This is a genomic window from Sporosarcina sp. Y838 (genome assembly GCF_056786515.1).
Genome location: NZ_JBXCJD010000001.1, coordinates 45,103 through 58,866, shown reverse-complemented (window position 1 = coordinate 58,866; position 13,764 = coordinate 45,103). Strand labels below are relative to the sequence as shown.

The following is a 13,764-nucleotide window of genomic DNA, read 5'->3' as shown; positions in this document are numbered from 1 at the left end:
AAATGTCGTCTTTTTTTCCTTATTCTATCCAATTATAATTCCGCTTCACCCTTGCATACACAGCAAGCAATACGAATCAATCATCAGGGAAATAACGCCAAGATTGCTAACAAAGACACCTCGGCTTTTATATCTGTCTATCATTCGACAATTTCGGATAAAGCCCTATGTGTCCGTAAATTTTTTACAAGTCAAAGCCCCTCCAACAACAAGGTATATGAAATTCGGTATCGTATAGGCTGTAATAATCGCATCCGCAGGCTTCGAAGTACCGTATTGATTGCCAATCGCTACTTCCCGAAGAAAACCAAACAATCTATCGAAGATGTTAATGATTGCGACAGCGCCGATAATTTTCATTAATTTACTCATTGAACTTTTCTAGTTACTTCCCAGACGTTCGGTAAATCGACAGTAATTGCTCTACAATCGTTTCAAAGGAGTGTGCTGAAATTCTTGACTGCACGACCGCTTCATTAATCACATCCGAATCACCATCCAGTGCTTTCCACAGACCTTCTGCTAGGGAATCCGCATTTTTTGGTTCTACTAAAATTCCAGCTTGATCTGACAAGAGAGATGTAAGTCCACCGACATTTGTTCCGACTACTTTTGTTCCTGCAGACATCGCTTCCAGTGCAACCAAGCCAAAGCCTTCATGATACGAAGGCAGTACCAGCGCGTCTGAAGCCGACATCCAGATTGCTAAATCCGCTTGACTTAGCGGTTCTTTAAAGTGGATATCTTCAACGTCTTTTTCACGGATGAATGAACGTAACTCTTCAAAAAAACGAGCATCTTTCTGCGACCCTATTATATATAATTTACTATTTGAAAATGACATTTTTAGTGAATCGAATGCCTCGACGATCTCTAGAAGCCCTTTTTCTCGAATCACATTTCCGACGAATAACAGTACTTTCTCTTCTATAGGAAGAGATAACTTTTCTCGCGCCTCTTCTTTCGACATATAACTAAAAACGGATGTGTCAATCCCCATACTCATGACATGTACATTTTCCTCTGGAACCTCGAAGCGATTTGTCACATCCTCACGAAGTTTGTCTCCTACAACGATGACCGCTTCTGCTTGCTGCAAGATATTTTTTGTCATGTCAGCAATACGCTGACTTTTTGCAGCCATCTTGTCAATATCTCCACCGTGAACAGTCACTACGTAAGGAATACCAAACAACTTTTTCCCCATCAATGAAAGGAGTCCAGTTGGAAAAGCATAATGCGCATGTGTTAACGCCAAAGACTTGCGATTTTTTGTCAAATACAAAAATGAACGAGAAAACCATAAGGTATATTTTTTCAATGCATTTACTTTCCCACGACCAGGATTCTGATTTACGACCACATCGACATCAAGACCGGTTGACTGAAGAAGCCTAACCTGATTTTTCACGAACAAACCAAATGTCGGATGTTGCAGCGACGGGTACATATTGCTGAATACCACAATTTTTTTCGATTTATTTTTCATTTAAAATCTCATCCCATCTTTCAATAACCATACAAGCTGAGTCATTATTTTTCATTCAATGATTATACCATATCAGCCGACTTTCGACCTCCCAGCAGTAAATATAACAAAAAACATGATTACTTTACGAAAAAAAAAGCCAACTGATGGGTTTGAAACCCGTTTAGATGGCGTTTTTCATAGGTTTATAAGTTAATAGAGCGCTATTGGGTTACGAAGCTATGACAATCGGCAACCATGAATTCGACCTCGATGGATCCGCTGATGGACACAAAGCATTAGCGGATTTCATTATAGGTGTAGAATTCCCGTTCATTAGCGCAAACACTAATTTCTCGTCAGATTCACTTTTCGAAGGATTATAATCCAAAACAGCTGAAACGAATGCTGAAAACGGTAAAAATCTACAATGACATCATCAGAGAAGTGAATGCTGAAAAAGAATGTACCAGGCATCGATGTAATTGTAGGCGACCATACGCACGTTTAACTGTACGAGCCTTTTGTTGTGAATAAAGACATTGAACCTGTCCTAATCGTTCAGGCCAATGAGTACAACAAATTCTTAGCCCAACTTGACATTACATTCGATGAAAAAGGCGTTATTAAAGACTACAACGGTGTACTCCATGCTGTCGGTGGTGAAAATACCGCCATAGATGAAGGCGCAGCGACCATCCGTAAGCAATTCGCTGACAAAGTCAGAAGACGATGAAAAAACCGACTGGCGCGTCTGCAGGCGTATTCCTAAGAGGTCTGCCTGATCTCGGCGGTGTACGTGCGGGAGAAACGAACCTTGGCAATCTCATTACTGACGGGATGCTGGCAAAAGCAAAAGAAATTGATCCATCGACCGTTATCGCATTCCAAAACGGTGGTGTTTGATAAGTCCATTTTCGTAAGCCGCTGAAATTTCTGTTATTGTATCTGCAGCATAGTTATTAATATCACTGAACGTTACAGTACCAGTCGTTTTCAAATCGAGCGCGCGAACAATCCATGAAGCAGCTTGAGCACGTGTCATTATTTTTTCAGAACCGTACGTTGTGTTAGTGCCTTTTTAGATTCCTCGTTAATATAGATCAGATACGTACGGATATGCCCAGCTATCATAAGCAACATCGCTGTAAGGTACTTTAGTTAGAATACGTCCTTCAATTGTGGAATCGATTGTCCAAACAGACTTCATATGATCTGCGAACGTTTCAGCTTTTCCATCGAAAACAAGCTTCATGCCTGCTATATGTAGGAAACCGCCTGATTCTTTCGACTCGGGATTGTTAAAGGCACGGACGGCAAATTTATGGCTGGTCAGTCAACTACACGCGAACACGTTGCTAAAATCGTTTCGAACTTTATTAATAATAGTAAACAAGTGTAGAAAGAATAATAGCTATAAAAACACAATGCAATAAAAAGCGGTCTCTCTCCCCTTTCCTGTTGAGTGAGACCGCTTTTTTCATTTTTGAAAACCAAGAGACTCCGTAAATTCATTATTTTTCTGAGGAATCTGTTCGACCATTTTCGGAGGTTTCTTCAAATTGTTCAACGTGTTTTTCTTCGCTCATTTTTGGTTCGAAGTCCGGAAATGGCTTTTCACTTGGCATTCCTGTAAATCCATTGCTCGCATTTTGATCCTCTTCTTTTTTCGGATCTCGCTGATTTTTCTCCGTCAATGCATTCAGCTCCTTACTATTTATATACTATAGACATACCCCTAATCCCTGTTCTTCACTCTTTTCATTTAAAACGATTATTCTAATGAAGAATGCAAACAACAAAAAACTGCACTCTAATTGTTGGACATATCCAACAATTAGAGTGCATGTTCATTTATTATTCGCTTTAAAGATTGCTAATTACACACTAAAATGCTTCATTTCCGTTTTCAGGTCTTCAGCCAGTTGTGCAAGCGCTTGAGCGCTTGCGGCGATTTCTTGATTGACTGCTAACTGTTCTTCTGTAGCCGCGCTTGTATCACCTGCAGACGAAGCTGCTGTGCTGCTTAACTGTTCTATCTCATATGATCCACGGCTCACTTCTTCAGCCATCGCTTGAATTTCCTCGATTGCAGCTGAAACCGTTTCGACTTTAGTCGCAACGTCGCCGACTGCATCCTGAATCTCCCCAAAGACAAGACGTGATTGTTCAGTTGCAGCAATACCAACATCGACACGCTCACTACCTGAAGTAATGGAAGTCACAGCACGTTTTGAAGCATCTTGAATCATCGTTACCATCGATCCAATTTCCGAAGCAGACGTCTTTGACTGCTCCGCCAGTTTCCGAACTTCCTCCGCCACAACCGCAAAGCCTTTTCCATATTCCCCTGCACGCGCCGCTTCAATTGCAGCATTTAATGCAAGCAAGTTTGTTTGCTCCGCAATTGTGGTAATGAGTGTCGTTATCTTCTGAATTTCATTTGAATGCTGTGCCATTTCCACCATAATCTTAGTTGACTCTTGAATTGTCGAATGGATTGTCGACATTTGAAGCGAAACTTCCGCAGCCACCCCAGAACCGGTTATGACTAACTTTGATACAGATTCTGCAGCGTTTAACATTTCTTCGTTGTTGGTTGCAATCTCCGCAACGCCTAACGAAAGTTCTTCCATAGAAGTACTCGACTGCGAGATAATTCCTTGTTGTTGTCGACTGCCCATTAGCTGACTTTCAGCAGTTTTGGAAACCATTTCAGAGGTTGCTAGGCTTTCCTCGGAACTTGCCGATAACCCTTCTGATTGGAGCGCTAATTGTTCAGCGGAAACGTTAATTTTCCGCACCATATTCGCTATATCTGTCCCCATTTTATTGAAAGCAATTGCCATATCGCCAATTTCGTCCTTATTCTTAACTTCTAGCAGATCAATTGTTAGATCTCCTTTCGCAATCTCATTCAACCCCTCTGTCACAACCTTGACAGGACGCGAGATATTGCGACTAATAATTGTAGATATGACAAAACCTGCAATCACAGAAAACACAACCATACAAATGACAAATAATTTTAATCCTGCCACGAAACTTTCCAGTTCAGAGCGGGTTTTTTCCAACGCCTTAAATTGTTCCCCTTTGATACTCTCGGCATTTTCCAATACAACAACATCCACATTTATCGATGCTCTTCCTAGTTCAGTTGCTTTCCGGTCATTTCCAGCTTGAATATTTTCAACGATTGTATCTTGTAAGGTTAAAAACTTTGCTCGTGCCGCATTAAGTTCTTCCAATGACTGTCGATCTTTTTCTGAACGAAGCATGGTTGACAATTCATCGTATAATTCGTTATAGCGGTTAATCTGTTCTTGACGCGCATCCAGATGCACGTCATCCTTGAACAACATGAAACCTCGTACTTCATCTTGGATTTCATTGTGCTTTAGGATGAATTCATCTACTAAATTCACTTTTTTTACACGGTCATCCAGTAAATACTTGTAATCTGTATCCAGTCGTATGGAAGCCCATAAACTTACCCCACCCACAATGACGAGTAATGCCAAAATTGTTAAAAAACCAAACCATAGTTTTTTCGCTACTGTGAACTTCATTATTTCCCCTCACGATCTTTTAGCCTATCTAGATCTATTGATGGATAAAAGCATCACTCATATGTAATTAATGGATATTCAATAACGACTTCTTTGTTCAACTCGAAATCCACACAAATGTACAATTACAGCATACTAAACCCCTATTCGCTCTTACACGAATAGGGGCTTATCTTCTACTAGACTATTGTTTCGTTTTGTTAGCGATTTCCATTGCACGGTTCGTTCCTTCTGCTGCCTGATCAAGGACTTCCTGAGGATTTCCCCCTTGGTAAAGATCTTCCAAAGCAGTTACAATCTGTTGACGTGATTCCGGGAAGACTGAAATGAGCGCTCCTTGTGTCGCAAGACCTGGAACCGTATCTTGTAACTGATCGACTGTCACTTTGAATTGTGGGAATTCTGCCCACTTTTCAATTACGCTCTCTTCATCATATGCTTTCGGGTTAATGGCGAAATACCCTGTATCCAGATGCCATTTTGCCTGTACTTCCGGTGTCGTCATATATTTCATGAACTCCCATGCTGCTTCTTGGTCTTTTTCATCTATTCCTTTAGACATCCAAAGCGAAGCACCACCAATTACAACCCCGTTTCGTTTCACTTCATCCGCGTGGGGAATGTATGCAACGCCTACGTCAAATGGCGCAGTAGCAATAGCACCTGCAACGCCTGCTGATGAATCCATATACATCGCTACTTTTTCAGAAGCAAACGCTGCACGGATATCATCCCAGTTTGTTCCGAAGTTGCCGAATGTACCGGCTTTGTTCATCGTATCTAAGAAGTTGAAAGCGTTAAGTCCTTCTGGTCCGTTAAAGAGTGCTTCTGTCGCATCTCCCGCACGGCCATTTTCTTCATTGACATACAATCCGCCCTGTGTTGCAACGAGCTGTTCGAAAAACCATCCGTACGTCAGCATGGAGAATCCATACATCTCACCTTTTTTCAGTTTCTCTGCAGCACTGATTACTTCAGAGAATGTTTCGGGAGCTTTTTCAGGGTCTAGACCAGCCTCTTTGAAAGCTTCTTTGTTGTAGACAATAACTGGCGTCGATGAGTTGAATGGCATTGAATACAGCTCTCCATCGACTTTGTAGTAGTTTAAAATATTTTCCTCAAGTTGAGAAAGATCATAATTATCCTTATCAATGAATGATTGGATTGGCTCAATGTAGCCACTGTCAATCATATATTTCGTACCGACTTCAAATACTTGCGTAATGGCAGGTGCATCTTTTGTCCCGCCAACTCCACGCAGTTTTGTCAGAGATTCTTCATACGTTCCTTGGAATTCAGCGAGCACTTCGTATTTTTCTTGTGACTCGTTGAATCCTTCGACGATTGCATCAAGCGACTCCTGCCCAGAACCGGACATTGCGTGCCAAAATTCTATGGATACTTTTTCATCCTCTACAGTCGTTTCTTCACCCGTTTCAGGTTCAGGTGTTTCCGCCGCATCGTCTTGCGTATCGCTATCACTGTTCGTGCATGCCGCTAAAACTGCCAAACTCATTATAAGAATCCAAAATAGCGATGATTTCAACACTTTCTTCACACTAAGCACCCCTTTTTTATATTCGCCAAGATCATTTTAAAGCACCTTGAGATAAACCTTTCTGTAACTGCTTCTGACCAATAAATAACAATAATAATGTAGGAATGATTACTATAATCACGCCTGCCATGACCACCCCCCATTCTGTTCCCGTTTCTTGCGACTGTAGTTGTTTCAAGCCGATTTGGACAGTTCTCACGGACTTATTTGTCGTAATGAGCAATGGCCATAAGTACATATTCCATGTCGTCAGAAAGCCGTATGCACCTAACGTCACGAGACTTGTTTTTGACATAGGCAGGATAACACGTCTAAAAAATGCAAATCGACTTAAACCGGCGATTTGTGAAGCTTCGTGCATTTCTTTTGGTATCGTTTTGAAATGCTGACGCAGCAGGAATGTGCCAAATGCCAGTGCGAAGAAAGGCAGCGTCAACCCTTGATATGTATTGAGCCAATCCAGTTTTTGGATGGTGAATTTATTCGGAATCATCGTTGCTTCCCAAGGGATCATCATTGTCGAGATGAACAGGAAGAATATGAAATCACGCCCTCTGAATGGGATAAATACAAATGCATATGCAGCAAGACTACATACTGCAAGCTGTCCCATCATGACACTCACTGAAACTATGAAACTGTTCAATAGGTAATTCATCAAGGGCAACCTGTCAAACACTTTAAAATAGTTATCCAGGCTAAATGACTGCGGTAGAAACTTCCCTTGTAAAAGTTCAGGGCCCGTCATAAAGGAAATCAGAAAAGCATACATGACTGGGAAGAACACAAGAAATGATGTAACAATCAGCAGAAAATAAATCCAAATCTTTTTCGGAAGGCTTGTTGTCATTGGTAGTGCACCTTCCTTTCTCCTAGTTTAAATTGGAGAATCGTCACAATAAGGATAATGATGAATAGAACAACCGCCTGTGCACTTGCCGTTCCAAACTGATAGTTGACGAAAGCTTCGCGGTAAATGGAATAGACAATGAGATTTGTCGAAGTCGACGGACCGCCCTGTGTCAAAATATCAATTTGTCCAAATGACTGGAATGCATTGATGAGCGAAATGGTAATGATGAAAAATAATGTGGGCGATAGCATCGGAAGCGTAATACGCCTCAACCTATAATAGTAACCCGCCCCATCAATTCGGGAACTCTCATAAAGATGTTCATCTATATTTTGTAACCCTCCAAGTAGAATCAGGAAGGAGAATCCGATATTCATCCAAATCGTTGAAATGGAAACGGATAGAAGTGCCCACTCTGGATCTAGCAGCCACTGGATTTGCGGCAAATTCAACATGCTCAGTATCCGATTGAACATGCCCATACTCGGGTTGAACATGAACAACCAGATAACAGATGATGCAGCTACAGAAATCCCCATTGTCGATGAATACAATGTCCGAAAGAAACCAATGCCTTTCAGTTTTTCATTCGCCAATAATGCGAAAAATAAGGCTAAGAGAATGCCAATTGGTACCGTGTATAAGACAAATAAACCGGTTGCTTTCATGCTGTTGATAAATGCTGTCGACTCCATTAAATAGGCATAGTTCTCAAAACCGACTCCAATTGCAGCATTACCGTTTTGATCCGTTAGAAAGAAACTTAAATAGATTGTCCTGAACATCGGATAGAATACAAATACAGAAAAGAGAATGATAGATGGCAATAAATAAAGAAGTGCAGTTCTCACATTCGCTGTTTTTTTCCAAAACCCCGGTTTTTCTAGTGCGGTCATATCAGCACCTCTTTACCGAATACGACATTTCCAAGGTTCGTAGGCTTTTTAATCAAGTCGCCCGATGTAGCGTCAAAGAGGCATACCGCATCGTAATTAATAAGAATTGGAAGTCTATCTCCAATCTCGATTTGCCATTGTCCACTCCATTTTGCCATCCACTCATATGTACCTAGTGTAAAAGAAAACACGGTCTCATTGCCTAACACTTCAACGTTTGTAACGTCTACATAAAACTTGTCCTCTTCCGGCGTCTCTTTTAAAGCCGGGCGTAAGTGTTCGGGACGGATACCGGCAGTGAGCAGAGGCATGGGGAAATAACTCATTTTCAAAGGAGGCATGGGCAAACGTAATACATCACCGATTACGATTTCAGATGCCTTTTTGTCTATATCAGCGTTCGCCAGATTCATGGGTGGGGAACCGATAAACGTTGCAACAAAAGGATTGGCAGGATTGTTGTAAATCTCAATCGGTTTTCCGATTTGTTGAATTTCCCCCTCATGGAGAATCATAATACGATCCCCCATCGTCATCGCCTCAACTTGGTCATGAGTCACGTAAATCATGGTAATTCCAAGCTTTCGTTGAATCCTTCTAATTTCAGTACGCATATGTGCACGCAGTTTTGCATCGAGATTGGAAAGTGGTTCATCCATCAAACAAATTGGTGCTTCACTGACAATCGCACGGGCAAGTGCAACCCGTTGCCGCTGCCCGCCTGACAATTCACGGGGTTTTCTTTTTAAAAAATCGCTTAGCCCCAGCATTTGCGCCACTTCAGCTGCTCTTTCCTGTTGCTCCACTTTCTTCACTTTTTTCACATCAAGCCCAAATGTGATATTTTGCTGGACTGTCAAATGTGGATAGAGTGCATAGTTTTGAAACACCATCGAAAGGTCACGTTTATCGGGTGATAAATGATTCGCTACCTGATCGCCGATTTTCAGTGTTCCACTCGTACAACTTTCAAGTCCTGCAATCATCCGTAGCATCGTGCTTTTCCCGCATCCAGAAGGTCCGACGAGAACGAAAAACTCGCCAGGCTCGATTGTTACGTCTATATTGGAAATAACATTAGTTTGTTTATCATAAGATTTAGATAGATTAATAAGTTCTACTCTTTTCACAAATTCAATTCCTTTCTAATCATAATCCAATTACCTTTAGCGGTTTCTCCTATCTATATGTATAGCCTACAATAAGTAGACAACTTGCCATTCATTATTTACTGAATCTTTATAATTATTTACATTGCTAAAACAAAGAAGGAGCGATTGCGATGAAAAAAATGACGATGCTGCTACTCCTTTTAGCGTTATCCGGTTGCATGATATCCTCTGCAGAACGCGTATCTTTACCTGAAGATAGATTCCTTGTCATTGCGCATCGCGGAGCATCGGCCTATGCGCCCGGTCACACGTTAACTGCCTATGAAATGGCTGTTGAAATGGGTGCGGACTACATTGAACTTGATTTACAAATGACGAAGGATGGCACACTTGTCGCGTTCCACGATTCAATCGTGGCATTTCCCAATGCCGAACAAGCAGTTGCTGACGTTACGATGGATGAACTCGATCTTTATTCGCCTGGCGAGGATTTTAATGAAAAGAACCCCCGTTATGCCTCTCCGGGATATAAAGATTTACAAGTCCTTGAACTGGAGGATATATTGCTACATTTTGGCAGTAAAGTTAATTACTATATTGAGATGAAATCTCCTGTAAACAACATGGGCATTGAAAATGAACTGATCCAACAACTTCGTGCTCACGACCTCCTTGATCAAAATGAAATAATGCCAAAAGTGATCATTCAATCCTTCAGTGAGAAGAGCTTGAAAAAAGTGTCTGCCATGGAACCTTCTATTCCTCTAATCAAGTTATACACGTTCGATAAAGCTGCGCACCTTTCAAAAAAAGCGTTACGTAAACTTGAAGTGTATGCATCCGGTGTAGGTTTGAATGCTGACGCAGTAACAGAGGAATTTGTTGAAACACTGCACAAGGAAGGACTGGACGTTCATCCATTTACCGTTAATGATGAAGATACAATCCGAGCCCTTCTAAGGATGGGTGCGGATGGCGTATTTACAGATAAACCCGATATCGCCGTTAGGGTTAGGAATGAAGCAGGGTACTCCATGAATACATACTAGATTTGTAGGTGTTTTGGGCGGTTGCATAGGGGGATTCGGGCGGTTGATGAGCGTTTTCGGGCGGTCGCGAGGTGGATTCGTGCACTCGTACGATTTCCAGAACAAAAAAGGCTATCCCATTATAGGATAGCCCACATTAATTCTTAATCAAACGGCCACTTTCACTTCTTCTTTAAACCGTTCAACCGCTTTTTGGATATCTACAGAATGACCGATTTCATTCAACGTTTCCCCGATTAATTCGATTGCTTTTTCGAGCATTTGTTCCGTCGTATTGCCCATATGCCCGATGCGGAATGCTTTGCCTGCTAAATGAGCGAGCGAACCAGCGACAATGACGCCTTTTTTACCGAGTGCTGCGCGGAACTCGGCATCGTTAACGCCTTCCGGGTAAAGGATACAACTCAAAGTTGACGCTGCAACGTCTTCTTGTGCTAATGCTTTCATGCCGTATTCAGAAAGTGCTGCACGCACTGCCTTTCCGAATGCCGTGTGGCGTACAATTCTGTTCGACAACCCTTCTGCAAGGACGAGTCTCATTCCTTCATCATAGGCATAAATCAAGTTTACAGGCGGTGTTGCAAAATATTTCGATGGATCATTCATGATAGGAATCCAATTATAGATATCGCAATAATAAGCTGGAACGCGTTCGATTTGCGCTCTTGCGTCCAAAGCTGTTTTATTGAAAGCGGCAATTGCAAGTCCGGGTGGCACGCCAATTGCTTTTTGAGAACCTGTTAAAATCACGTCAATTTTATAGTCCGGTTGGCCATGCCCTTTGCTCATATCTTCTTCCATCGCAGCCGTTGCACAGACACCATCCAAAATGACAAGTGCCCCGTGTTTTTTTATAATGGGAACAAGCGCATCCAGATTAGCTGCGACACCTGTTGATGTATCGGCGTGTGTGATTGTAACAGCTTTATAGGTTCCTTCGGCCAGTTTCGCTTCCACTACTTCAGGAGTGACTTGCTTGCCCCACTCGGACTGCAGAACGTCTATTTCAATCCCGAAAGCTTGGCCTAGTTTTATGAACCTGTCACCAAAGAAGCCTTGACTAACGATTAATATCTTTTCGCCGGCAGCGACAGTATTGACGAGTGCCATTTCCATTGCAACCGTTCCAGATCCAGCAACGACGAATACTTCTCCGTCGGTTTTAAGTAATTCTCTTGTCTGCTCGATTGCATTTTTATAGATGGCAACAAATCTAGGATCTGTATGTCCTCTCGTTTCACTTGCCATCGCATCGTAAATGGAATCGACGACTGGCGTCGGTCCGGGTATCAAAAGCATTTCTTCGTTTCGCATTAAGTATCCCTCTCATTTCTTTAGATTGTTTAACGTCCACTAGTAGTACTTCTATATATGTTGTAAAAGTCCTCTATCCTTGTCGAAATTGTGTATACATTTTCCATAGTAATGGCGGCTCTATCCTATTTTAAGGAATTGAGCCGCCATTCTGTCATCCTTCGTTTAAACCAATGCATCGTTCACACTCGAACAATGGAGACTCGACCTTCTCTACAATTTCACAGCCACATTCCCGACAAATCTTTTTCGGCATTTCTTTCCTGTTTTTGTTTGTTTGCATATTAATCTCCTCCACTCTCATAATAGTTGGCCTTTATTTATACCTCATACTAATTTTTCATAACCTGGCAGTGTCAAAAACTCAACGAAGTCATCTTGCACGATCAATGAGGAAAACAGTTCAGCGGCTTCTTCATATCTACCGGAACGGAATGCTTCTTCTCCCACTTGCTGTTGAATTAATGCAACTTCTTCTTTCAATACTTCCATAACTAATTTCTCTGAAATGTCTTGGCCATCGGTAAGTTTTCCTTGCGGATGACGAATCCATTGCCAAACTTGGGATCTTGAGATTTCTGCTGTTGCCGCGTCTTCCATTAAGTTATTGATTGGAGCCGCCCCATTTCCTCTCAGCCAAGAGGCGATATATTGGACGCCCACACTGCAATTCATTCGCAGGCCTTCTTCTGTAATTGTTCCTTCTGGGACTTCGAGTAAGTTCGCTGCGGTTACATGAACGTCTTCCCGCTTACGGTCAATCTGATTCGGTGTTGGCATATGCGCATTGAACTGCTCCATCGCTACTGCGACAAGTCCTGGATGCGCCACCCACGTTCCATCATGCCCGTCAGTCGCTTCACGGCGTTTGTCTTCACTTACTTTGCCAAATGCCGCAGCGTTTGCTTCTGGATCATTTTTAATCGGGATTTGTGCCGCCATCCCCCCGACTGCCGGGGCATTCCGCTTGTGACAAGTTTGAATGCAGAGCGATGTGTATGCCCGCATGAATGGCGACGTCATCGTCACTTGGCCTCGATCCGGCAAAATGACATCCGGCTGATTGCGCAGCTTCTTAATATAGCTGAAAATGTAATCCCAGCGCCCGCAATTCAACCCTGCTGAATGGTCTCGAAGCTCGTAAAGTATTTCGTCCATCTCAAATGCCGCTATAATTGTTTCGATTAACACGGTTGCACGAATTGTTCCTTGGGGAATACCAAGTTGCTGCTGTGCAAAAATGAATACATCGTTCCACAATCTGGCTTCTAGATGACTTTCGAGCTTCGGTAGATAGAAGTAAGGTCCTGATCCACGTGCGATTAATTCCTTTGCGTTATGGAAGAAGTAAAGCCCAAAGTCGAAGAAACTTCCTGCAATCGGTTCATCGCCAACCAAGACGTTTTTCTCCAATAAATGTAATCCTCGCGGTCGAACCATCAAAACGGCAATTTCTTCATTCAATTTGTATGTTTTTCCATTGGATGGCTGTTCAAACTCTATCGTTCTGCGGACGGCATCTATCATATTGAGCTGGCCTTCCAACATGTTCGCCCAAGTTGGGGAAGTTGCGTCTTCAAAACAGGCCATGAATGTTTTTGCGCCTGAGTTTAATGCATTGATGACCATTTTCCGTCCAACAGGTCCCGTAATTTCTACCCGTCTGTCCTGTAAGTCGCTAGGAAGGGGCGCAATTGTCCATTCCCCATCCCGTATCGCTTTGGTTTCGGGTAAAAAATCAAGTTGTACCCCATTATCCACTTCCACTTGACGCTGTGCTCGTTTCGTTAAGAGTTCTTTCCGTCTTTCATCGAAATGAGTATGAAGAGATTGTAGGAATTCCAGTGCTTCCAGAGTCAATATCCCTTCACTTTCAGCGTCCAGTTCACCTATGACTTTTATCGTATGAGCTGTATTGGCTTTCGTTGACAGTTTCATCACCCTC

Annotated in this window: 17 protein-coding genes; 4 read left to right on the top strand and 13 right to left on the bottom strand. The window is 42.3% G+C overall.

Going from position 1 to position 13,764, the window contains the following annotated elements:
* Window positions 1-165: 165 nt before the first annotated feature.
* On the bottom strand, window positions 166-360 hold the full coding sequence (locus AC1TO4_RS00275) for a hypothetical protein (RefSeq protein WP_482103673.1): 195 nt from the start codon (window positions 358-360) through the stop codon (window positions 166-168).
* Between the two features lie 25 nt (window positions 361-385).
* A complete protein-coding gene (locus AC1TO4_RS00270; protein ID WP_482103672.1) occupies window positions 386-1,489 on the bottom strand; it encodes a glycosyltransferase in 1,104 nt (367 codons plus the stop codon).
* Window positions 1,490-1,710: 221 nt separating this feature from the next.
* Between AC1TO4_RS00270 and AC1TO4_RS00265 the strand changes: the two genes are divergently transcribed.
* From AC1TO4_RS00265 to AC1TO4_RS00255, 3 genes are all read left to right on the top strand, one after another.
* Window positions 1,711-1,854 carry a hypothetical protein gene (locus AC1TO4_RS00265; RefSeq protein ID WP_482103671.1) on the top strand — a complete coding sequence of 48 codons (144 nt, stop codon included), beginning with the start codon at window positions 1,711-1,713 and terminating at the stop codon, window positions 1,852-1,854.
* Between the two features lie 143 nt (window positions 1,855-1,997).
* The gene (locus tag AC1TO4_RS00260; protein WP_482103670.1) at window positions 1,998-2,204 is read left to right on the top strand and encodes a hypothetical protein; all 207 of its coding nucleotides are present in this window, start codon (window positions 1,998-2,000) and stop codon (window positions 2,202-2,204) included.
* Window positions 2,201-2,374 carry a hypothetical protein gene (locus AC1TO4_RS00255; protein WP_482103669.1) on the top strand — a complete coding sequence of 58 codons (174 nt, stop codon included), beginning with the start codon at window positions 2,201-2,203 and terminating at the stop codon, window positions 2,372-2,374. The genes AC1TO4_RS00260 and AC1TO4_RS00255 overlap by 4 nt, the downstream gene beginning before the upstream one ends.
* Here the strand turns inward: AC1TO4_RS00255 and AC1TO4_RS00250 are convergent.
* The 8 genes from AC1TO4_RS00250 to AC1TO4_RS00215 all read right to left on the bottom strand — a co-directional run bounded on the left by AC1TO4_RS00250 (window position 2,346) and on the right by AC1TO4_RS00215 (window position 9,474).
* Window positions 2,346-2,513, bottom strand: coding sequence for a hypothetical protein (locus tag AC1TO4_RS00250; RefSeq protein WP_482103668.1), 168 nt, complete (start codon window positions 2,511-2,513; stop codon window positions 2,346-2,348). The two genes, AC1TO4_RS00255 and AC1TO4_RS00250, sit on opposite strands and share 29 nt — an antisense overlap.
* 48 nt (window positions 2,514-2,561) lie before the next feature.
* Window positions 2,562-2,723 (bottom strand): hypothetical protein, encoded by a 162-nt coding sequence (locus AC1TO4_RS00245; RefSeq protein ID WP_482102090.1) that lies wholly within the window; start codon window positions 2,721-2,723, stop codon window positions 2,562-2,564.
* 259 nt (window positions 2,724-2,982) lie between these two features.
* Entirely contained in the window at window positions 2,983-3,165 is a 183-nt protein-coding gene (locus AC1TO4_RS00240; RefSeq protein WP_482102091.1) for a hypothetical protein, read from the bottom strand.
* 183 nt (window positions 3,166-3,348) lie between these two features.
* A complete protein-coding gene (locus tag AC1TO4_RS00235) occupies window positions 3,349-5,037 on the bottom strand; it encodes a methyl-accepting chemotaxis protein (RefSeq protein ID WP_482103667.1) in 1,689 nt (562 codons plus the stop codon).
* A 184-nt stretch (window positions 5,038-5,221) separates the two neighbouring features.
* Window positions 5,222-6,583, bottom strand: a complete 1,362-nt coding sequence (locus AC1TO4_RS00230) for an ABC transporter substrate-binding protein (protein ID WP_482104030.1) — start codon at window positions 6,581-6,583, stop codon at window positions 5,222-5,224.
* A 43-nt stretch (window positions 6,584-6,626) separates the two neighbouring features.
* Entirely contained in the window at window positions 6,627-7,445 is an 819-nt protein-coding gene (locus AC1TO4_RS00225; protein WP_482103666.1) for a carbohydrate ABC transporter permease, read from the bottom strand.
* A complete protein-coding gene (locus tag AC1TO4_RS00220) occupies window positions 7,442-8,344 on the bottom strand; it encodes a carbohydrate ABC transporter permease (protein ID WP_482103665.1) in 903 nt (300 codons plus the stop codon). Before AC1TO4_RS00220 ends, AC1TO4_RS00225 begins: the two co-directional genes overlap by 4 nt.
* Window positions 8,341-9,474 (bottom strand): ABC transporter ATP-binding protein, encoded by a 1,134-nt coding sequence (locus AC1TO4_RS00215; protein WP_482103664.1) that lies wholly within the window; start codon window positions 9,472-9,474, stop codon window positions 8,341-8,343. Before AC1TO4_RS00215 ends, AC1TO4_RS00220 begins: the two co-directional genes overlap by 4 nt.
* A 152-nt stretch (window positions 9,475-9,626) precedes the next feature.
* Here AC1TO4_RS00215 and AC1TO4_RS00210 point away from each other — a divergent pair, with 152 nt between their 5' ends.
* The gene (locus AC1TO4_RS00210) at window positions 9,627-10,505 is read left to right on the top strand and encodes a glycerophosphodiester phosphodiesterase family protein (RefSeq protein WP_482103663.1); all 879 of its coding nucleotides are present in this window, start codon (window positions 9,627-9,629) and stop codon (window positions 10,503-10,505) included.
* 147 nt (window positions 10,506-10,652) lie between these two features.
* On the opposite strand, the gene AC1TO4_RS00205 is transcribed toward AC1TO4_RS00210, so the two are convergent.
* The 3 genes from AC1TO4_RS00205 to aceB all read right to left on the bottom strand — a co-directional run bounded on the left by AC1TO4_RS00205 (window position 10,653) and on the right by aceB (window position 13,757).
* Window positions 10,653-11,819, bottom strand: a complete 1,167-nt coding sequence (locus AC1TO4_RS00205) for a pyridoxal-phosphate-dependent aminotransferase family protein (protein ID WP_482103662.1) — start codon at window positions 11,817-11,819, stop codon at window positions 10,653-10,655.
* Between the two features lie 154 nt (window positions 11,820-11,973).
* Window positions 11,974-12,102 (bottom strand): protein YhfH, encoded by a 129-nt coding sequence (locus tag AC1TO4_RS00200; RefSeq protein ID WP_482102098.1) that lies wholly within the window; start codon window positions 12,100-12,102, stop codon window positions 11,974-11,976.
* Between the two features lie 44 nt (window positions 12,103-12,146).
* Entirely contained in the window at window positions 12,147-13,757 is a 1,611-nt protein-coding gene (gene aceB, locus AC1TO4_RS00195) for a malate synthase A (protein ID WP_482103661.1), read from the bottom strand.
* Between the last annotated feature and the right edge of the window lie 7 nt (window positions 13,758-13,764).

Bases quoted from the DNA above. Each gene is read 5' to 3' on its own strand.
- AC1TO4_RS00205 (WP_482103662.1), bottom strand. From the start codon at position 11,819: ATGCGAAACGAAGAAATGCTTTTGATACCCGGACCGACGCCAGTCGTC.
- AC1TO4_RS00210 (WP_482103663.1), top strand. From the start codon at position 9,627: ATGAAAAAAATGACGATGCTGCTACTCCTTTTAGCGTTATCCGGTTGC.
- AC1TO4_RS00245 (WP_482102090.1), bottom strand. From the start codon at position 2,723: ATGAAGCTTGTTTTCGATGGAAAAGCTGAAACGTTCGCAGATCATATG.
- AC1TO4_RS00235 (WP_482103667.1), bottom strand. From the start codon at position 5,037: ATGAAGTTCACAGTAGCGAAAAAACTATGGTTTGGTTTTTTAACAATT.
- AC1TO4_RS00220 (WP_482103665.1), bottom strand. From the start codon at position 8,344: ATGACCGCACTAGAAAAACCGGGGTTTTGGAAAAAAACAGCGAATGTG.
- AC1TO4_RS00200 (WP_482102098.1), bottom strand. From the start codon at position 12,102: ATGCAAACAAACAAAAACAGGAAAGAAATGCCGAAAAAGATTTGTCGG.
- AC1TO4_RS00275 (WP_482103673.1), bottom strand. From the start codon at position 360: ATGAAAATTATCGGCGCTGTCGCAATCATTAACATCTTCGATAGATTG.
- aceB (WP_482103661.1), bottom strand. From the start codon at position 13,757: ATGAAACTGTCAACGAAAGCCAATACAGCTCATACGATAAAAGTCATA.
- AC1TO4_RS00225 (WP_482103666.1), bottom strand. From the start codon at position 7,445: ATGACAACAAGCCTTCCGAAAAAGATTTGGATTTATTTTCTGCTGATT.
- AC1TO4_RS00265 (WP_482103671.1), top strand. From the start codon at position 1,711: ATGACAATCGGCAACCATGAATTCGACCTCGATGGATCCGCTGATGGA.
- AC1TO4_RS00270 (WP_482103672.1), bottom strand. From the start codon at position 1,489: ATGAAAAATAAATCGAAAAAAATTGTGGTATTCAGCAATATGTACCCG.
- AC1TO4_RS00250 (WP_482103668.1), bottom strand. From the start codon at position 2,513: ATGACACGTGCTCAAGCTGCTTCATGGATTGTTCGCGCGCTCGATTTG.
- AC1TO4_RS00255 (WP_482103669.1), top strand. From the start codon at position 2,201: ATGAAAAAACCGACTGGCGCGTCTGCAGGCGTATTCCTAAGAGGTCTG.